12 protein-coding genes and 3 pseudogenes are annotated in these 20,119 nt (G+C 61.6%); 14 read left to right on the forward strand and 1 reads right to left on the reverse strand.

From position 1 onward, the window contains the following. Positions 1-167: 167 nt before the first annotated feature. Positions 168-289: pseudogene (locus tag IU397_RS22265) on the forward strand (transposase); the annotation flags it as partial. Between the two features lie 55 nt (positions 290-344). Here the strand turns inward: IU397_RS22265 and IU397_RS22270 are convergent. Beyond that, positions 345-887 (reverse strand): IS3 family transposase, encoded by a 543-nt coding sequence (locus IU397_RS22270; protein WP_204417775.1) that lies wholly within the window; start codon positions 885-887, stop codon positions 345-347. A gap of 261 nt (positions 888-1,148) precedes the next feature. Here IU397_RS22270 and IU397_RS22275 point away from each other — a divergent pair. The 13 genes and pseudogenes from IU397_RS22275 to IU397_RS24060 form a co-directional block, all read left to right on the forward strand. After that, a pseudogene (locus IU397_RS22275) lies at positions 1,149-1,481 on the forward strand (malonyl-CoA decarboxylase domain-containing protein); the annotation flags it as partial. Next, positions 1,478-2,148, forward strand: a pseudogene (locus IU397_RS22280) (AMP-binding protein). The pseudogenes IU397_RS22275 and IU397_RS22280, both read left to right, overlap by 4 nt. Before the next feature lie 123 nt (positions 2,149-2,271). Then, complete coding sequence (locus IU397_RS22285) at positions 2,272-5,967, forward strand: DUF4132 domain-containing protein (protein ID WP_204417777.1); 3,696 nt, start codon at positions 2,272-2,274, stop codon at positions 5,965-5,967. A gap of 13 nt (positions 5,968-5,980) precedes the next feature. Next, positions 5,981-7,624 carry a DUF4132 domain-containing protein gene (locus tag IU397_RS22290; protein WP_204417778.1) on the forward strand — a complete coding sequence of 548 codons (1,644 nt, stop codon included), beginning with the start codon at positions 5,981-5,983 and terminating at the stop codon, positions 7,622-7,624. Between the two features lie 16 nt (positions 7,625-7,640). Further along, a complete protein-coding gene (locus IU397_RS22295; protein WP_204417779.1) occupies positions 7,641-8,729 on the forward strand; it encodes an AAA family ATPase in 1,089 nt (362 codons plus the stop codon). Beyond that, positions 8,722-11,118, forward strand: coding sequence for a DUF5682 family protein (locus IU397_RS22300; RefSeq protein ID WP_204417780.1), 2,397 nt, complete (start codon positions 8,722-8,724; stop codon positions 11,116-11,118). The genes IU397_RS22295 and IU397_RS22300 overlap by 8 nt, the downstream gene beginning before the upstream one ends. Next, a complete protein-coding gene (locus IU397_RS22305) occupies positions 11,115-12,227 on the forward strand; it encodes a VWA domain-containing protein (protein WP_204417781.1) in 1,113 nt (370 codons plus the stop codon). The genes IU397_RS22300 and IU397_RS22305 overlap by 4 nt, the downstream gene beginning before the upstream one ends. After that, positions 12,224-14,146 carry an SWIM zinc finger family protein gene (locus IU397_RS22310; protein ID WP_204417782.1) on the forward strand — a complete coding sequence of 641 codons (1,923 nt, stop codon included), beginning with the start codon at positions 12,224-12,226 and terminating at the stop codon, positions 14,144-14,146. The genes IU397_RS22305 and IU397_RS22310 overlap by 4 nt, the downstream gene beginning before the upstream one ends. A 74-nt stretch (positions 14,147-14,220) precedes the next feature. Further along, positions 14,221-16,203 carry a hypothetical protein gene (locus IU397_RS22315; protein WP_204417783.1) on the forward strand — a complete coding sequence of 661 codons (1,983 nt, stop codon included), beginning with the start codon at positions 14,221-14,223 and terminating at the stop codon, positions 16,201-16,203. 11 nt (positions 16,204-16,214) lie between these two features. Beyond that, positions 16,215-16,976, forward strand: coding sequence for a SapC family protein (locus tag IU397_RS22320; protein ID WP_204417785.1), 762 nt, complete (start codon positions 16,215-16,217; stop codon positions 16,974-16,976). Further along, the gene (locus tag IU397_RS22325; protein ID WP_204417787.1) at positions 16,973-17,755 is read left to right on the forward strand and encodes an efflux RND transporter periplasmic adaptor subunit; all 783 of its coding nucleotides are present in this window, start codon (positions 16,973-16,975) and stop codon (positions 17,753-17,755) included. The genes IU397_RS22320 and IU397_RS22325 overlap by 4 nt, the downstream gene beginning before the upstream one ends. Beyond that, on the forward strand, positions 17,752-19,380 hold the full coding sequence (locus IU397_RS22330; RefSeq protein WP_204417788.1) for an efflux RND transporter periplasmic adaptor subunit: 1,629 nt from the start codon (positions 17,752-17,754) through the stop codon (positions 19,378-19,380). The genes IU397_RS22325 and IU397_RS22330 overlap by 4 nt, the downstream gene beginning before the upstream one ends. Before the next feature lie 203 nt (positions 19,381-19,583). Beyond that, the gene (locus tag IU397_RS24060; RefSeq protein ID WP_204417790.1) at positions 19,584-19,967 is read left to right on the forward strand and encodes a hypothetical protein; all 384 of its coding nucleotides are present in this window, start codon (positions 19,584-19,586) and stop codon (positions 19,965-19,967) included. Positions 19,968-20,119 lie beyond the last annotated feature (152 nt).

Here is a 20,119-nt window from a genome sequence, read left to right on the forward strand (position 1 = left end):
TCGGGAAGAAATTGTTGACTGGCATGAGGTAGCCAATCGGGACCTGCAGCATGCACCAACCACCTTCCGCCCGTGCGGCTTCGTTTGATCTGATCCCGAAAAATGCCTTCGTTTTTGGGGAGAGTTTTCCACTAGATATTCCGTGGCTGGGAGAGGAGCGGATTGCGATGAAAGCATCAAAGTTCACGGACGCGCAGAAGGCGTTCATCATCAAGCTGGGCGAAGAAGGCACGGCGGTTGCCGAGATTGTCGGAAGGCCGGGATCAGTTCGGCGACGTACTTCAATTGGAGTGCAGGCGGATGAGTGAGCTACTCCCGAAACCTTGGAGAGTTTTCCGCGCAGATTAGGCTACTCTGTGCTCCTGCTGATCGGGTTGCATATCTTTTTTCTCTAACCAGTACACCACGGCGGGCGATCTGCCGCCATGGGCGCGGTGTGGGCGTTTTTGGGTGTAGAACGCGACCCTCTTGGCGATCGTGTCACGGGTTTCTGCACCGGTTTCCCATGCGTGTAGATAAACGCATTCGTATTTCAGTGACTGCCAGAGCCGCTCCACGAAGATGTTGTTCAAGAAACGCCCCTTTCCATCCATTGAGAGACGCACGCCCGATCGCCGCAACCGATCCGTCCAGACGAAGGACGTAAATTGCGATCCCTGATCTGTATTCATGATCTCGGGCGCGCCATATTTGGCCATCGCCTCATTCAGCGCCTCGACACAGAAGTCGGCCTCCAGCGTGTGTGATAGCGGCCAACTCAGCACTTTGCGCCTGTACCAGTCGATGATTGCCACAAGATACAGGAAGCCGCGGCGCATCGGGATGTAGGTAATGTCCGACGCCCAGACTTGATTGAACGCGGGGCTATATTTCTGCTGTTTCGACATCTCTGATCTCCCTCTCGTCGAAGATCAGCAGACAACAAATCCTCGCTTACATAAGTGTCCGAATTTCAAAGGGGTCGCTCACGGCATCGCTGAACTGCTGTTGACGACCGTGTTTGCCGTTCAGCGAAGGGATCCAGATCAGCTATGGACCAAATCGACAATGATCCGATCAATTGGCAAAGCCTTGCCCATATGCCGGAGCTTAAGACACTTGTCACCCTGTCGCCGATATCGGTCTATTGAGCATGGGCTGCCCGTCTTGAGTGCCGCCAGACCAATGATGATCAGATCCGCGCGCTATCGGCCCGGTATCTGCTCTTTGCCAAGCGCGATATTGGTCTGCCGTTGGACCCTGTGCCGCGCTTTTACCTGGGCAATGGGGTGTTGCTGCATCAGATCCATGCCAAAGCGGATCTGTCAGACAAAGGGTTGCAGCAATCTGTCGGCGTCATAATGAACTATCTGTATGATCCGCAAAAGGTGTCGCACAATCACGAACGGTTTGCGTCCTCTCACCGCATTGCCGCCTCCGCCGAAAATCTGTCGCTGGGTGCGACTGCCGATATGATGCTTTCAAAGGATCCAAAGCCGTGATCAACCCGTTCTACGACCAGTTGTTTGGGGTTCATGCCGAGCGTGTGACGCCGTTCCTACATTTGGAGGATGGAACGGTGATCACCCATGCCGCCTTTCTGCGGATGGCGGCCCAGATCGCCCATGTCCTCGTCCAAAACGGGTTGCAACCTGGTGACCGTTTGGCCGCGCAGGTGCAGAAATCACCAGAAGCGCTGGCGCTTTATGCCGCCTGTGTGCAAGCCGGGATCATTTTCTTACCGCTCAATACGGCCTACACGGTCGATGAGCTGACCTATTTCATCGAAAATAGCTGCGCGCGGATGGTCATTTGTGATGACCAAGCGGAACCGGCCCTGTCGCCCATCGTGACCGGCCTTGGTGCGGTTACAACATCTATCCAAAGGAAATTGAGCTGGTTTTGGACGCTCAGCCGGGCACCCTGGAAAGCGCTGTCATAGGTGTCCCCCATGCGGATTTCGGTGAAACGGCCGTCGGGCTGCTTGTGCCGCAGAAAGACCAGAAGCTTGATCTGGACGCGGTGGTGCAGGCGATAGGTGCCGCATTGGCGCGGTTCAAACATCCCAAACGGTTGATCATCGTCGAAAGCCTACCGCGCAACACGATGGGCAAAGTGCAAAAGAAAATCCTGCGACAGACCTACAAGGATCTGTTCGCGTCTGTGTGATCCAAGACTGGCGCGCGGCTGACCAGCCTATGCCGGGGATCAGCCCTGCAAAATTGTCGTTCGGCTTCACAGCCGCACCGGTTTTGGTATTGATGGTTTAAATGTTCAAGATGGCGTTATCCGATGAAAAATATTGTGCAAAAAATCCTTGGCGTGGGCGATCCGCGCAGTGCCGAGATTAAGGCTGATCTGACCAGTCGGCTTAACAAGGTAAAGGACGGGTTGGGCGATCAGGCCGTTGCCTATGTTTTGACGGGCGAGGGTGAAACGGTTCTGGCGTCACTCAATGCTTTCGCTGGCAAGGCCCAGTTCGAAATCGGGTCGAACTGGGTGGATGACAGAACGATCTGGGGGCGGCGTGTTACGATTGCGCAGCGCGAACCGGATATCGAATTGCATGTGCGGTACGCGCGGGTGCTGTCGACTGCGGCCGGACCGCTTTCCAAACACGCCGCAGGCAGTGCCAAGGTTAATGACGAACTGAGAACGTTGTTTTCTGAGATGTTTCTGGGTCTATTTCAGCGCCAACAATTCTGGCAGATCAAGGCGTTATCTGCGGAAAAGGTCAGTTTTAAGCCTCAGCACGCATTTGGGGTCATTAGCGCGCTGGATGGCAGCGAGGCTGATTTCTTTGACCTCGTTTACGGTGAAAATGAGGACAATTGGGGCAAGGCGGGTGGCGACATTTACCGGCAAATTTTTGATTTAAAAGAACTGGCAATTGCCCATGCCGAAGATTTTCTTACCGCCGCACGCCGCTTGCCGGCCAAAAGCCGCGCCACCATGATAAACGATATATTGCGCTGGAATATTGCTGCTGAAGCGCCGTTTGCAGGTTTTGTGCTGGACAGCGTGGGCGACAGCGCAAAGGCCGTGCGCGAGGCGGCGGTATTGGCCTTGAAGATGGCCGACAGTTCCGGGCTGGAAAGTCGCGCGACCCAACGGATGGCCAGCGGTACGGTTGCCGTGCGGCTGGGCATGGTGGATCTGCTGGCTTCGCTTGGCACCCCGTCGGCCGTCAAAGCACTGGAAGCACAGCGGGACGGCGAAAAGAACGCCCGCGTTCTGGCGCTGATCAACAACAAACTGATGACGCAAGAGCAGATGGGACAGGCTGACATTGCCGATGATGCAACCGGCTACACCGCCTTGGATGGGAGCCGTGTTGAGATTCCCCCTAAGGTCGAAATACCGATGGCACCCAATACGCCGTTGAGCAAGGATCGGCTGGCCGCGTTGGGCGCGTTGGTGGATGCCGAAAACAAAAGGATTAAGGTGGCGAATGCTGCGCCAAAATCGCAATACAGTTACCGGCAGCCAGTTCTGGACCGATCCAAGTTGCTCAAGCAAACGCAGATTTTGTTCGATGCTTCCAATCAAAAGCTCAGCTATTGGCTTGGAACGTCATTTCTTGAATCTGACCCTGCAGCTCGGAAATGGGTAAAGACGGAGTTGGAACAAAAGCCCCTTGGTCGCGCCTTGATGACGGCGATCCGGGCGTCGGGCGGCTATAACCCGTATCACTATGACGGGAGTAGCCCGTTCCGGAGCCTGGTGCAGTCTTATCTCGACGGTCCCGACGGGGATTTGCGCCACATTGATGAGGCGCATCAAAGGATCGGCATCGAAATGAGCCTTGGCCATTGGGAGCGGCAGGTGACGCGGGCCGCACAACCGGGCGATCTGATGCGGCAGTTTATCAGTGATACCTACATGGCGTCATTGCCCTTACATCTTCCCCACCAGACCCTCTGGCGGTTCGTCGCCTCTAATTTTGCGGTGCTGGATGAGGCGTTGGGGATCGCCGCTGCGCCCGACATTGGGTTGGATCGTACACTGGCGATCCGTATGTTGAACGTCCTGCCGAAAACACCGCTACGCTACATCGATCCCCTGCTGGAGGTTGCGACCGGCACCACCAAGGGCGGGCGGGCCGAGGCGCGTTCGATGCTGGCCGACGCGCCCGGTGTCACCGACCGCCTGATTGATCTGCTGTCCGATGGGCGACAAGCCGCGCGGGCCGGTGCCGCGGAATGGCTGGGGGATCGCGGCGATGCGGCGAGTATCAAACCGCTGAAAGCCCGGTTGAAAAAGGAAAGGTCCGATCTGGCGCGCGCGGCCATGCTTACGGCGTTGAGTCGTCTGGGCGAGGATATGGAGGGCCATCTTGGCCCAAAGGCCCTGCTGACCGAAGCGGAGGCTGGACTGAAGAAAGCCAAGTTCGACAAGCTGGACTGGCTGGCGCTGGATGATCTACCCGCTGCGACCTACCGAAATGGCCGCAAAGTGCCGCATGAAGTTTTGCGCTGGTGGATCTTTCTGGCGTTCAAGCTCAAGCAACCAGGCGGCAACAAGCTGTTCGATATCTACATGGATCAGTTGCATCCCGACATGGCCGAGATCCTGTCGACATGGCTGCTGGACAGCTGGATCCTGCATGACACCGAACATCCACCGACCGAGGAATCGGAGGCGTATGCCGCCGAGCGTGCCGCGGCACATTTCAAGGGGATGAAGCGTTGGATGGGGCCGGATTATTCGCTGGAGCAAGCGCATGCCGAACTCTACCGCGAGCATCGGAGCCAGTACCTGAATAGTGGTGCCGCCTCGAAAGGGATCCTGGCATTGGCGAAATGCGCCCCGGCGACCATGGCGGCGGATCGAACCCGGGGCTATTTGCGGGATCACGGATCGCGCACCTCCCAGGCCTCCTCCCTTTTGGAGATGCTGGCCCAACGGGGGGACCCGGTTTCTCTTCAGGTCGTGATCATGGCGGCAACGCGGCTCAAGCAGAAGGGTGTCCAGAAATTCGCAGGTGAATTGGTCGACAAGGCGGCGGAGGAACGGGGATGGAGCCTTGATGAACTGTCGGATCGCACGATCCCCGTGGCGGGCCTGGACGATACCGGTGTGCTGGAATTGCCTTGTGCGGATCGGATATTCACGGCGCGGCTGGACGACGATTTCAAGCTTGCTCTTTTCAAACCCGACGGCGCATCGGTCAAGGCGCTGCCCGCGGGCCAGGATGAGGCCACCAAGGCGTCCAAGAAGCAGTTGTCGACGGCGCGCAAGGAACTCAAGCAGATCGTCACAATGCAAAGCATGCGCTTGTACGAGGCGCTATGTGGGGAACGGTCATGGCGCTTTGAGGATTGGCATCGCGACTTTCGCGACCATCCGGTGATGCGGCGCCTGACCGAACGTGTGGTGTGGCTTGGCCTGGATGCGGACGATCAGATCGTGACCGCCTTTCGGCCTACGCCCGAAGGGGACTATACCGATGCGGAGGATGCGGAGGTCGATCCGACCACCTTCCCCGTTATCCGTCTGGCCCATGGCGCGCTTGTCGATGACGAACAGCTATGGCTCAGTCACTTGGCAGATTATGAGGTCAAGCTGCTGTTCCCGCAATTCGGACGTCCGCTGAAAAACCTGGATGAGGATCAAATGACCGCCATGGAACTGACCGACCGGGAGGGGTGGGTCACCGATACATTCACGATCCGCGGGGTGGCCACGAAGCTTGGATATGAGCGGGGCGAGGCAATGGATGGTGGCTATTTCGACGAATATACCAAGACATTTCGCAGTGCCGGCATTCGTGCGGTTATCACCTTTTCGGGCAATTGCCTGCCGGAGGAGAATGTCCCGGCGGCCCTGAGGTCCCTTAGTTTTACCAGGCAAGGCCAGGGGCAGGGGGGATCGTACCGCCTGGACAAGGTGCCGCCGGTTCTACTGTCGGAATGCTGGAATGACTACCATGCCATGGCGGCCAAGGCCGTTTATGATGCGGAATGGGAAGAAAAGACGCCATGGTGAAAGGCGCATCGGGATGACGGTGTCACCGGCGGTTGAGCGGGCTTTTGACGCGGCTGTGGCGGCGGCAAAGGCCTCTCGGTCCTCCAAGTTCCTGAAGTGGATCGACGAGGTACCAACCTTTGCGATGGCCGATGGCGCGCCGGTCCCTGCCGATGTGATCAAGGGCTGGATGGCCCAGGCCATCAAGGCCGAGGTGCCAACCGGCTCTGTGGAGGCGGATGCAGCACTTAATCTGCTGGCACCGGATGACGCGGCGCGCCTGTCGCTTTGGGTGTTGGAACGCTGGTTGGCCTTCGATTGCGCCCGCCCCTCTGACGTCGAAGCCACCAAAAAGGCCAAGGCGGCGATCCGCAAGGACCACGGCTTTTACGTCTCGCATCACGGCATACCTGCACAACTGCCCGATGATCTGACCCAACATCCGTATTTCGAAGGGCTGAAGGCCCGCGCGATGAAGAAATACGCCAATAGCGGTTTCAGCAGCCGGGGCGTGTTGGCGCTGGCGCGGCGCGCACCGGGGCGGCAAGCGGCCCTGGCCGTTGGCACATTCATTGAACGCCACGGCCGTCGTCACGGTACACGGTCGGCCCAGGGCAAAATCGCGCTCCACGTATTGGCTCATATCGCAGATCAAAACTGCCTCGAAGTGCTGAGCACAGCATTCGTCGGGCTGCACGAGGGGCTCGCCCATGAGGCCGCGATGCTGCTGGAGCAGATCCGCACCCGTCGGAAATGGACCTGGCAGCAACTTGGGGATCGCGCCGTATCCAATGCCGGGCTGGACGCCGATCTGGGGGTTGATCTGCCTTGGGGTCACGCACCGTACCGCGCACAGGTGCAGGATGATCTGACCATGATCCTGATCAACCCGCAGGGCCGTTCGGTGAAGGCTCTGCCCACCGCTAAGGACCCATCGCAAAAAGATACCAAAAAGCTGCTCATCGACGTCAAAAAGAATATCGCCGCCACCATGACTGCCCAAACTGCCCGGCTCTATGCCGAAATGTGCCACGATCGTGTCTGGACGTTGGCCGATTGGCAGACTTTCATCGTCGATCACCCGATCCTCAGCCGGTTGTCCCAGCGGCTGGTCTGGACAGCGCAGACCACGGCGGGACGGCAAACCTTTCGCCCCACGGCCGAAGGCGACTTTTCAGATGTCGCAGATATGCCGGTGCGCCTGGACCAGACCAACGGCATTTCCCTGGCGCATCGCGTGACCGTTGACGCCGAAACGGCGACGGCCTGGCAGCGGCATCTGGCGGATTACGAGGTAACGGCGCTTTTCGATCAATTCGCGCGGCCCCCTGTGCATCGCGCAGATCTGCCGCGGCTGTCAGGACATGACCTCCCGATCCCGCCACAGCGCGTCTGGGGCCCCGATCTGTTGAAAAACGCAAAGTTGCTGGGCTATGCCGCACCGGGCACGGGCAAGACCTTTTTCGAGTTCCCCGATTTGGTGAAGGAGATCGGGGCCTTCGCGATATCGCTGTCCACCTATGGAAGTCCCCCGTCGCACCCGGATCATGCGGCCATCCAAAAGGTGTCTGTCACCCAGAATGCAGCGGATATTCCGCCGGTATTGCTGTCTGAAATTACAAATGACCTTAAAGTGATGCTGGGCCGGGAGGATATCTTCACCGGCGCCACCTCCTGATGGAAGACCGAAAATTATGGTAGATGTTCAACGCGAAGCCGCCGAACAGCGTTACGCCGCCGAATTGGCCCGACTGTCAGAGGGCGACGCAGACCCGCGCCCTCGGGGATGGGTCCTGTCCCCCCGGGCCGTGCGCCGCTTTGTCCTGGGGGATGACGCGTTGGAGGTCAGCCAGAAGTTCTTTGGCGATGACGCCCTGGTCGACCGGTGCATCGTCTCGCTTCTGGGGCAACAGGGTCTGATGTTGGTGGGGGAACCAGGCACGGCCAAGTCCTTGTTGTCAGAGCTTTTGGCCGCGGGCATCTCTGGCGACTCGCGGTTGGTTGTCCAGGGGTCCGCCGGGGTGCTGGAGGATCACCTGCGATATGGCTGGAATTACGCCCTGCTACTGGCCGAAGGGCCCAGTGAACGCGCGCTCATCCCTTCACCGGTGCTGTCGGCGATGCGCAATGGCAAGATTGCCCGGATCGAGGAACTGACCCGCTGCGCCCCCGAAGTGCAAGATGCCATGATCTCGCTTCTGTCCGAACGCACGGTGGCGATCCCGGAACTGGGCGCGGGGGTCGAGGATCGCGCAGCCCTGGGTTTCAACGTGATCGGCACCGCCAACCTGCGCGACCTCGGCGTGAACGAGATGTCGAGCGCCCTGAAACGTCGGTTCAACTTTGAAACCGTCCACCCGATTGCCGATGCCGCGTTTGAAAAGACGCTGATCGCCCGCCAATTGCAGGACCGCGTGGCCGATCACCCCGTCAACGCCGATATGGGCGATGACGTCCTTGATGTGCTGGTACAGGTCTTTCGGGATTTGCGCACGGGGCGGACCAGCGAAGGGGCCACGGTGGCTCAGCCCAAAAGCGTGATGTCCACCGCAGAGGCCGTGAATGTGGCCCATGCCGCGACGCTGAACGCCGCCTATCTGGATGGCGGCACCGTCAATGCCGACCATGTCGCCCGGCAATTGCGCGGTGTGGTGTTCAAGGATGATCCCGAAGACGCCCGAAAGTTGCGCACCTATGCCGATACCATCGCGCGCAGCCGCGGACGGTCGTCCCGCGCCTGGGCCACGTTTTACAAGTCAGTCAAAGACGGGCTTGATGGATAACCCCACCTTCAACGTGCTGGATGGCCTGGATCAACGCCGGGCCGGTCTGCATTTTGCGCCGATCCGTCACCATTCACCGGCCTGCGCCTGGGCGGTGGCGCGCATGATCGATGAGATCCGCCCGGCCCATGTTCTGATCGAGGCGCCAGCGGATCTGGAACGGCACATTCCCGACCTGCTGGATCGGGCCACGCGCCCGCCCGTGGCGATTGCCGTTTTGCTGGATCGCGATGCGGAGAGCCGCGTTTCCGCCTATTATCCTTTTTGCGCGCATTCGCCTGAACTTATCGCCTTGATCCATGGCGCAAAGGTTGGGGCCAAGCTGCGCATGATTGACCTGCCATCGCCACGGATGGAGGCGCTGCATCACACCCCGCCGGGACGGATCGCGCCCCTGCTGAATGAGAAACCCTTTGACGGTGGTACTTATATCGCCGCTTTGGCGCGCCGCACCGGGTGTCGCGACGGGTTCGAATTGTGGGATCACCTGTTTGAAACCCGGCTGGGTACGGCCGATTGGCGCGCGTTCTTTCAGGCCGTCGGCACGTATTGCGCGGGTATGCGTGCCGCCGCGCCGCGGGATGACGGTGCCGCGCCGGAAAATCTGGCGCGCGAAGCCCACATGGCGGCATGTATTCGCACAGCACTCAAGGCGGGTGGCCCCGTCGTGGTGGTGGCAGGTGGATTCCATGTGCCTGCGCTGGTAGATCCGGGCAATCCGCCCGATGTTCCGATCCGAGAGCCCATTGGCACAGCCCAGTCTTATCTGATCCGATACGGCTTCGCGGCAATGGATGCCTTGTCAGGCTATGCTGCCGGTTTGCCCCAGCCCGCTTATTATGACGATCTGTGGCATGCCGCCCTGGCCCGTAACGGGGCGCCACCCTGGTCCGACACGGCCCTGGATCTGGTCAGCGGATTTGCCCAGAAGATGCGCCGCGACGGAAACGCCATCTCCCTGCCTGCACAGACAGAGATGCTGCGCGTTGCCGATCGTCTGGCCCGGATGCGGGGCCGCCCGGGTGCCTTGCGCCATGATCTGATCGATGCTGCACTCACCGCGCTGGTCAAGGGAGAGACCAGCCATGCCGAGGTCTGGACAGAGCGATTGCTGACCTTCCTGCGTGGCAATGCGCTGGGGGAGGTGCCGCCATCTGCCGGATCTCCACCGCTGGTCGAAGACGCCCGGCGCCGGGCCAAGGCGGTGCGCCTTGATATCTCGGACGGCATGCGGCGGCGGCGCACCCTCGATATTCGGCGCAAAGCATCCCATCTTGCAGCCTCCCGGTTTCTCCATGCCATGATGCTGCTGGAGATCGGTTTTGCGTCCCGTGACGCGGGCCCGGACTTCGTCAACGGGATGCGCACCGATCTGTTGTTTGAGGAATGGACCTATGCATGGTCCCCCGCGGTGGAGGCGCGGCTGGTCGAGGCGGCCGTTCTGGGGGATGATGTTCCCGGCGCATGCCTGGGCCTGCTGAAGCGTCTGCGGGTTGAAATGGCGCAAACCGGTGAAAGCCGCGATCTGGATCTGCTGACGACCTTGTTCTGCCGCGGATTGCTGGCCGGGTTGGGGGCAAAGCTGGCTTCTTTTGTTGCCACGCTGGCCGATGAAATCCGCATCCATGGCGCGTTTGAAGCAGTGGCTGGCTGTTTGCGCCGCCTTCAGCATCTCAGCCTGTCCAAGGGACCAATGGCCATACCGGACATCCTGGATGTGACCGGTTTGCGGGACGCCGCGTATCACCGGATGGTTTATTTATGCGACGACTTGCCCAATACCGATCCTGACGCGATCGATGCGCGCGTCGAAGCATTGCGCATGGTGCTGGACATCTTGCGCGGCCCGGGCGGTGAAACCCTGGATCACACCCTGTTTGATGATGCCATCGACCGCGTGGCCCGGGCTGATCCGCCGCCTGAGATTCTGGGCGCCGTTCTGGCAATCTGTGTGCAATCCGGCCGCCAACCAGCCGACGCGCTTGTGGCCGCCATGGTTGGAAATTTCCATGGCTCCCTACCGCAGATCCACGACCGTATCGGGGTCTTGCGCGGGCTTTTGGCGGCCGTGCCGTCGCTGTTGTGGATCGTCAGCGGTCTGATGGAGGCTTTGGATGCGTTCCTCTGCGACCTGCCAGAGGATGACTTTATTGCGCTGCTGCCCCATTTGCGGCTGGCGCTGACCGTGTTGAACCCCCGCGAAACGGATCGTGTCGCCCAGATACTGGCAGCCCGCCATGGCGGGCATGGCGTCTCTTACCTGGCAGAAACCGGCTTTGATGAGGCGGATCTTGGCCGCGGTCTGGCGGCAGAGCAGGCGGTTCGGGCCAGCATTGCAGCCGACGGTCTGGCGGACTGGCTGTTGGAAGTGCCGGAGGAGACGCAATGACCGAGGGTGGCCGCCGGTGGCGGCTGGTGCTGGGCCGCTATTCCAACCCTTGTCTGGGCGGGCTGGATGGCCGAGACGCTGAAACCGATCAGGCGCTCGATTACCTTTATGCCCGTGAATATCAGGGGCGCGGCTTGAAGGGGGATCGTGGCCCGGGATCGCTTGATCCCACGCAAATGCGGGCGATCACATGGCTGAACAAGGCGCGCAGTCTTTTCCCGCAACCAGTCTTTGAAACCCTGCAAGCCCACGCGCTGGATCGATATGGCCTGACGGATCTGTTGAACGACCCCAAAACGCTCGAAAATCTGGAACCCAGCCAGGATTTGCTAAAGACCCTGCTGGCCTTTCAGGGGCGGGCAAACCCCGCGGTAAAGGAAAAGCTGCGCGCCATCGCCCGGCAGGTCATCGATGATATCCTGCGGCGGCTGAAGGCGGATATGACCCGCGCGTTTTCCGGGCGCCGTAACAGATATATGCGGTCCAACATCGCCTCGGCTGCCAATTTCGATTGGCGCGCCACGATGCGCGATAACCTCAAGACCTGGGACCCGGCGCGGCAAACCATCATCGCACAGCGTTTGCGATTCAACGCCCGCTCCCGCCGCAAACTGCAATGGCGCGTGATCCTGTGCGTCGACCAGTCGGGATCCATGACCGATAGCATCATCTACAGCGCCGTGATGGCGGCGATCCTCAGCGGTTTGCCAGGGGTGCAGGTCAAGATGGTGCTGTTCGACACGTCGGTGGTCGACATGTCTGACCAGTTGACCGACCCGCTGGAGACCCTGCTATCGGTCCAACTGGGCGGCGGCACGGATATCGGCCAGGCCGTCAGCTATTGCGAAGATTTCATCGAAACGCCGGACCGTACGATCTTTGCCCTGATCACGGATTTCGGTGAAGGCGCATCGCCGCGCCGGTTATATGCCGCGCTGGCGCGCATGGCCGAACAACGGGTCAAAATGATCGGCCTGACGGCATTGGACGATGGCGGGCAGGCGTATTTTGATGAGGTCGTCGCAGGTCGCGCGGCGGTCCTGGGCATGCGTGTCGGCGCGATGACACCCGACCGATTTGCCCGCTGGTTGGCAGATGTTATCTCATGAGCTTTGACGCCACCCTCGCCGCCCATGACACAGCGGCGCTCACCGCCCTTGCCTCTGCCGGGCTTTTGCGCCGCGCCACCCGTGAGCTTGAGGCGGGCAAGGGGCAGATCACGGCCCGCAGTGCAGATCAGGCAACGGTCGAAACGGAGGGGCATACCGTGCGGATCGATGCCGGGGGTGCCAAGGCCGCGACCTGCACCTGCCCCGCCAGTGGGGTCTGCCGCCACATCCTGTTGGCCGTCCTGCTGCTGCAATCCGATGCACCACCCGCTGACAGTACCCCGCAAACCTACGCCGCCGATGACCTCAACGGGTTGGAGGAAGCGGCCATCCAGAAATTTGCAGGCGCCGATTGGGCCGCTGCCCTCAAGATCGCGACCCAGGGCGCCAGGATCGAGGATAGCGGGACGAGCTGCAGCATCCATTTTGAGCAGGGCGATATCCGCGTGACCTTCGTCGCCGGGCAGGGTTTGAGCGGCGCGGCCTATAAAGGGCCGCATACACGGCAGCGTGCCTATGTCACTGCCGCGGCCCTGGCTGTGCGCGGGCGTGCGGGCCTGGCCGTGTCGGAGGCTGCGCTGCCGGAAGATGACATGATCTTCAGGCCCGGCTTTTGTCAGGACGTGGCCCGCGTGATCGAAAATGCGGTGGCGGGCACGATCAATGGCTCCGCCGTGATCGCGGCCGACCGGCTGTTCGATTTGGCGATCTCGGCCCGCGCGTCTGCGGCCCCGCGTCTGGCGGCACAGTTGCGCGGATTGTCCTCACTCGCAGCGCTGGCGGCCAAGCGCGATATCGGTTTTGATCCGGGTGCCTTTGTTGAGGCTGCGGCGCGCTGCTATGGCCTGGCCCAGGCTCTGGCACATCATCCCGATGATCCCGACCTCAGCGGAACAATTGCGCGCAGCTACCAAACGGTGCCTCCGCTTGATCTGTGGGTGATGGGATCCGCCTCTTGGCGCACAACCAATGGCGCGCGCGGAATGACCGTGCATCTTTATGATCCCCATGCAAAGCGTTGGTATGGCCAGGTCACCGCCCGTGGGGCAGGCAAGGATCTAGGCTTTAGCGCGTCTGACGCCTATTTCGGTGCGCTCTGGGGCGGTGGCAGCCCCGAAACACTCAAGGGGATGCTGCTGCGATTGCCCGAACCGCGTGTCTCCGGGGACGGGCAGATCTCCTCAACGCTTTCGCAGGCAGCAGCCAAATTGGGTGGCCCGTTGCAACAGGATATCCTGGAGCGGCTCGCCTTCGATGACTGGGAGGCTACACTGGCCGACCTGGCCACGCGGACCAAGGCGGGCTTGCGCCGGTCTGCCAAACCGCAACCGGCCTTGCTGCGGCCCGCCGGTTTTGGCGAGATGACATTTGATGACTTTGCCCAGGTCTACCGCCTGCCCGTTATCGATCAGTATGGGGCGGAAATTGAACTGACCATCGACGCCAAAGACGAAAGCCAGGCCCCCGCCCTCTATGCCGCGCGGTCAAGTATCCGCGCCATTTTGGTGGAGGCCGCCGCCAGCGAGGAAGGGTGGTCCATCCGTCCGGTCACGGCAATGCTGGCCGAACAGGGCGGGCTCTATCTGGTCGATCTCAGCTTTGAGCACATCCGGCGCCAGCGCACCCTGGCGGCCCAGTTGACCAAATTGCAGGACAAATGGCGCAAATACACCCCGCGTCATCCGTCGGCGGGAGATCCGCTAATCCATCTGTGTGATCAGACCGTGGCGAACCTTGTGGACGCGCTCGGCGTTCCGGTTGAAGGTGCTCCCCTTATCGCACGCCTACAAGCTGCCGGGTTTTCAAGTCTGGCCACTGCCGCCGGTCGCGCTTTTGGCGCGCGGGATCCGCGCTCGATCCTGGCGGCCGCCTATATCGCGGCGGAATTGCGCAGCGATCTGGCGGCTGGCAGTCTGTAGGTCGCCGCCGCTGATATGCCGCTTAACCCGGATCCACCCTCGACAAATGACGATGGGCATTGATAATTTCGGGCATGGAGAGCTCGAATGACACCTGGCAAATCGCTGTGCCGGGCTTTGTCACCATCACCGATGTCACAGCAGACGGCGCGGCCGAGCCCGAATTCGTGATCTCGAACGAGGCGACGGGCAAGTATTTCCGGGCCAATCGCGCCACCGTCCAGTTTCTGGATGCGCTCAAACGGTTCGGCAGCATCGATGCGGCAGCCGCCGAAACGGGCCTGCTACCCCCCCATGTCACTGGCATGATGGAGCAATTGCGCAGCGCTGGCATCGTCATAGAAACCGGCCAGACGCGGCAGGCCCTGGCACCCAAGGCGCCGCTGGAGGGAAAGCTGATCTCCCTGCGGCGCGACCTGATGAATGCGGGGCCCCTGACCCGTCGGTTAGAACCTTTGGGCCGTTTTCTGTTCAGCCCGCCGGGATATCTGGCCTGGAGCATTGCGGTCATCGCGTCGTTGACGCAACTGATCCAGAACCGGGACAAGGTGCTGTATTCTCTGCAAAAATTGCCGGGGCAGGGTGGGCAAAGCCTGCTGATGCTGGCCGTGCTCTATGTCGGGGTCAAGGTGATCCATGAAATGGGGCATGCCCTGGCCTATCGGCGATTTTGCGTGCGCGCTGGGTTCGACCCCGGGCCGATCCGGATGGGCATCGCACTCTTTGCGATGACCCCCTTTCCCTTTACAGATGTCACCGGGGCCTGGCGCCTGCGCAGCCGGTTCGAACGGGTGATGATCGGGGCAGGGGGGATGTATGCCGAAACCTGGATCATCGCGATCCTCACCACGATCTGGGCCCATGTGCAGGCGGGCCCAGCCCAAAGCATGATCCTCCAGGTCGTGGTGATCAGCGGCGCATTGGCCCTGTTGTTCAATCTCAATCCCGCGGTCAAGCTTGACGGCTACTACATGCTGACGGATGCGATCCGCAGACCCAACCTGGCGCAACGGGGCAGTATCGCCGCGCGCACTTGGTTGGCCCGCCGCCTCGGTGCCGAGCTGCCAGCGGTGGACCGGTTCGATCTGTCCTATTGGACACTCGCCTATCTGTATCGGTGGACCATCTTTGCCGGGATCTTTTGGCTGTCTTACCGGTTTGACCCGAATGTCGCGCTGGTTGTGCTGGCTGTGACCGTCATGATGCTGGTGGTGCGCCCGGGGCTCGCGACGATCAGGTTCCTGCGCACTCAAACCCTGCGACCCCTGCGCTTGTTTGCGGCAGGCAGCGTCACAGCCCTGGTGGTTGTCGCGCTTTTTGTGCCGCTGCCGGACCGGGTGTTGGTCCCCGGCCACTACCTGCACTACCAGACCCGCTTCATTGAGGCGCCCGAGACCGCGCGCCTGGAACAGTCGGGCGGCACGCTGACACTTGATAATCCAAGCTTGACAGAGGATCTGACGACGGTCCGGCTCCGCCGTATCGCAGTGCAGAATACCCTGCGTTCGGTATCTGCCACAGCGGCAGAGCGGGCGGGGTTGCAGGCGGATATCCAGCGGCTCATGGCGGTTGAAGGGGAGCTGGCAGCGCGGCTCGCCCGCCTTGATCTTGCCCTGCCTGATACCGCGGTCTGGACGGCGCTGGGGGCAGAGGCATTGACCGGCGCCTGGGTCCTGGCAGCGGGCGATCCGCTGGGCGCGCTGTCGGATCCGGTCGCACCCTTCCTGCGGTTGCGCCTGCCGCAATCGGCGCTGCAACGCGATCTGGTGCTTGCCAGGGGTGTGACCGTGCAGGCCAGACCCCGCCATGACCCGGCCTGCACGGTGACAGCGACGCTGACAACACAGCTGGACCAGGCCCCGATTCTGGAAGATCGCGTGATCCTGAACGCCACGCCCAGCCCGGATGCTCCGACCTGTGCCGCCGATCTGCCGTCCGGCACCGCGCTGGTGGTTCGCCTTGATGCGCCCGACAAGACATTGCTGGCGCGCGCCCGGATCACCGCATCGCGGTTGTTGCAGGACCGTCTTCCTGTCAATGAAGTACCGGCACAATAACGAGGTCCGGAATGGTCAAACGTCGCGCAGTCTCTCGCCATGACAAGCAGCTGCAACCGGAAACGCTGCCGCTGCTTTATCAAACTCTGGTGCCGCTCAGCCCCGAAGGCCAGGGTAGTCTGGGGTTCCAGGCCGACCGCGATTTCAGCTTTGCCGCCCGGGCCAATGCCATCCCGCTGACGGCCGATGAATTTCCCATGGCGCTGAAAGACTATCCGATTGTCTTTTCCGCCGGGGCCAAGTCCACCCCACTTGCGCTGGTCGGCATGCAGCAGGGGCGCAACGACCATGTCACCGCCGATGGCAGCTGGCGCACCGGCACCTATATCCCCGCCTATCTGCGCCGCTACCCCTTTGCCCTAGTGCGCGAAAGCGACACGGCAGAGCGCAATATCCTATGCGCTGATCTTTCCTCTACTCTGTTCAGCACCACCGCCGCTCCAGACCGCATGATGTTTGAAGATGGCAAATCCTCGAAACTGCTGACCGGGATCCTGGAGTTCTGCAACCGGTACGAGGTTGCGCTGCACCGCACCCGGCTCATGGTGGAGGATGCCCAAAAGCATGACCTGATCGGGCCCTCGACCGTCTCGATCTCGCGCGGTGGCAAAACACTCCGGGTCGAAGGGTTCTGCGTTGTGTCGGAGGAACGTCTGCGCGACCTGCCCGATGACGTTCTGGCCAGTTTCGCCCGGCGCGGTGTCCTCAACATTTTCGCGGCACACCAGATGTCCCTGTCGAACTTCTCGACCTTTGGGGAGGTCTTGGCGTGAAACGCCTTCTGGCGCTGATCTGCCTTTTGGCCTGGCCCGCCGCTGCCCAGGACAGTGTCAGCGCCATTCTGGAACCCGCCCAGCAGGCCGATATCCGGACCGCCGTCGCCGGGCGGATCGCGGATCTGACAACGCGTGAAGGGGAAAGCATCGCCCCTGGATCCCCGCTTTTGTCGATAGACGGCGCCGTCCAGCAGGCCCGGGTCGACCTGGCCCGTCTCGCGGCAGAGGCCACAGGCGCCTTGCAGCGTGCCGAAACCGCCGTCGCCCAGGCCGCTGCCCTGCGCGATCGGATCGCCCGCGCGCATCAACGCGGCGCCGCCCAGAAATGGGAGGTCACGCAATCCCAGCAGAATGTCAGCCTCGCCCAGGCCGATCTGGTGGTCGCACAGGAAACGCAGCGGCGGGCCGAGGCGCAGTTGACGCTTGAACAGGCCACATTGGCCGAGTTTCGCGTAGCCGCCCCCTTTGCCGCGACCGTGCTTGAGGTCTTTGCCGAGGTCGGTGAAACCGTCGATACCCAGACGGTTCTGATGACGATCGGTCGGCTCGACAACCTGATCGCCACAGCCTTCGTGCCGCTGGATTGGGTCGCCGATCTGTCTGTCGGTGACCGGATCCCCGTCACGCTTGATGATGGCGGGGTGGTCGAGGTGACGTTGCAATTCATCGACCCGCGCGTTGATCCGGCCAGCCGCACCGTGCGGGTCAAACTGGCCATCGCCAACGCGGATCGGGCGCTGCGTGTCGGCACGGGTCTTGTCCTGAACCGCCCATGACCGAAACGGCCGCCCCGCCCAAGACGGCACCAACACTGGCCGATGCGATCCGCCAGACCTTTGCGGTAGAGCGGCACACACCGCCATTTGCCGACCGCCTTTTGGATCTGACCCGTGCCTTGATCCCCGCGCCATGGGTCGCCATTCTGCACCTTCAGGGCGAGGATGTTCAGATCATCGCGGGCCAGATCCCGTCCGATGAGGTGCCCGCCATGCGCAATGCTGCCCAATCGGGGATCGCGTCCGGCGCTGGGGGCGTCGTGTCTGCGATTGGCCCCGGATTGGTCGCGCGTGTTGCAGCCCCCGGCGGGCCGATCATGGCGCTGGCGGTTGGACGGCCCCAAGGCGGGCAGATTGCCCAATCCCTAGCTTACGAAAGATTATGCCTGCTCTCTGCGCTGTCCTTTGCGCAGAACGCCCACCCGGATCAGACGACCCAAACCGCCTTGTTCGAACAGGTGCAATCGGTGGCTGCCGATCCAGGGCCGGAGGCGCTGCAAGCGCTGGCCGATTTGCTGGCCCGCCATATGTCCGCGGATTATGCGGCGATTGGCATGTACGCAGATGGCAGTATCGGCATGCTCAAGATCTCCGGTCAGGACGGGGCGGCCAAGCGGGCAAGCCTGCCGGACCGCTTGACCGCCGAAATGCTGGAAACCGCCCGCCAACGCGCCCGGTCGACCACCCGATTGTTCGCTGCCGCCGCTGGGGCAGAGGATGGCGTGGTCCTGCATATCAACGCGCCCCGGCGCAACCCTTCGGCGGCTTTACTGGCCGGGGCGATCTATGCCCTGAGCCAACGGCGCAACGCGCCCCGGCGCTGGACCCGCGCCCGCTTTGTCAAACTCGGTGCGACGGTCCTGATCCTGATCGGTGTCGGGCTGGTTCCCTTGCCCGACCGGGTGGAGATTCCGGCCACGGTCGAGGCATCGACCCGCCGCGTGCTGACCGCACCCTTCACCGCCCGGCTGAAAACGATCAAGGTGGCGGACAGTCAGGCCGTGACACCCGGCATCCCCCTGGTAAAGCTAGATACCGAAGCGGTGAACCTTGATCTGATCGAGGTGCGGGCCGAACGCGCGCGCGCGCTTCTGGACCGGGAGGCGGCCCGGGCCGCCCGCGCCGCGGCCGAGCTGCGCAATGCCGAATTGGAGGTTGAGCGGCTGGATGCACGCATCGCCCGCCTGTCCCGTCAGGTCGATGATGCCACACTCACTGCTCCCATCGACGGTCTGGTGATTGCCGCGGATTTGGCTGAAAAACTGGGCACGACTGTCCGCCAAGGGGATCCGCTGCTAGAGATCGCCGATCCACGCACCCTGCGCCTGACTCTCGCCATCCCCGATGATCGCCTTGGCCTGATTGATGTCGGCCTGGCCGGGCGGTTCCGGCCCGATTACGATCCCACGCTGACATTCGCAGCAACGGTGACCAAGATCTCACCGGCGATCTCCATCCGGGCGGAGGCACCGGTTCTCGATGGCCGCGCAACTTTGGACAGTGCGACGGATGACCTGCGCCCGGGCCTCCGCGGCGTCTTTGCGCCCGACAGCCAATGGAAACCGGCAGGGTTGCTCGCCTTCGAGGCCATCCGCGACTGGGCCCTCCTCCGCCTTTGGTTCTAGGGCATTTTGCGCCTGCTTCGATCACGTGGGATTCGGGGACCAGGTTTGCTGCTTCGCCATGTGTTCTGAAGGAGGAGGCCAGCACGCAAGGGTGAATATCTGTCCGAGGCTCAGCGTATTCGTGTAATCCGCGCCGTTGAAGAAGGCAGGTTGCGCAATGCCGCTGGGCGTCACCCTGGCATCGGCACAACAAGTGCAGTTCGATGCGTGGATGTGTACATACAGACCGGGCGAGTTGCGGCAAGACCTTCGCCGTCTTGACCATCCATGATTTCTTCCGCCGCCACGGCGTGAGCTACAAAAAGACAACTCATGCCAGCGAACAGGAGCGCCCGGACGTCGCTGAACGTCGTGTAGCCCGGTTCAAGGGGCAGCCCGATCTGGACCCCTCAAAGCTGGTCTTTCTGGATGAAACCGGCGCGACGACCAAGATGCCAGTTTGCGCGGTCGCCGCTCTGATGGTCAACGCTACCGCGCCGCATGGGTATCGGAAGACGATACTTTTGATCGCGGGGGGGCGACTGGACGGCCAGACCGCCCCGATGATGGTGGATGGCGATATGTCCAAAGGTAACCGCCCGATTTGAACCGCCTGCCGCGCCGGATTATCAGATCTTATAAGACGTCGTTACTAACGTGGTTAACGACATCGTATTGCGATCGTAGATTTTTCGACATGAGTTGGTTGTTGGGGTCGAGCGTCGGCGTTTCTGGCCCGTTGACTTTAAGCTGTTGATTT

It is taken from the genome of Actibacterium sp. 188UL27-1, assembly GCF_016901225.1.
Taxonomy (GTDB): Bacteria; Pseudomonadota; Alphaproteobacteria; order Rhodobacterales; family Rhodobacteraceae; genus 188UL27-1.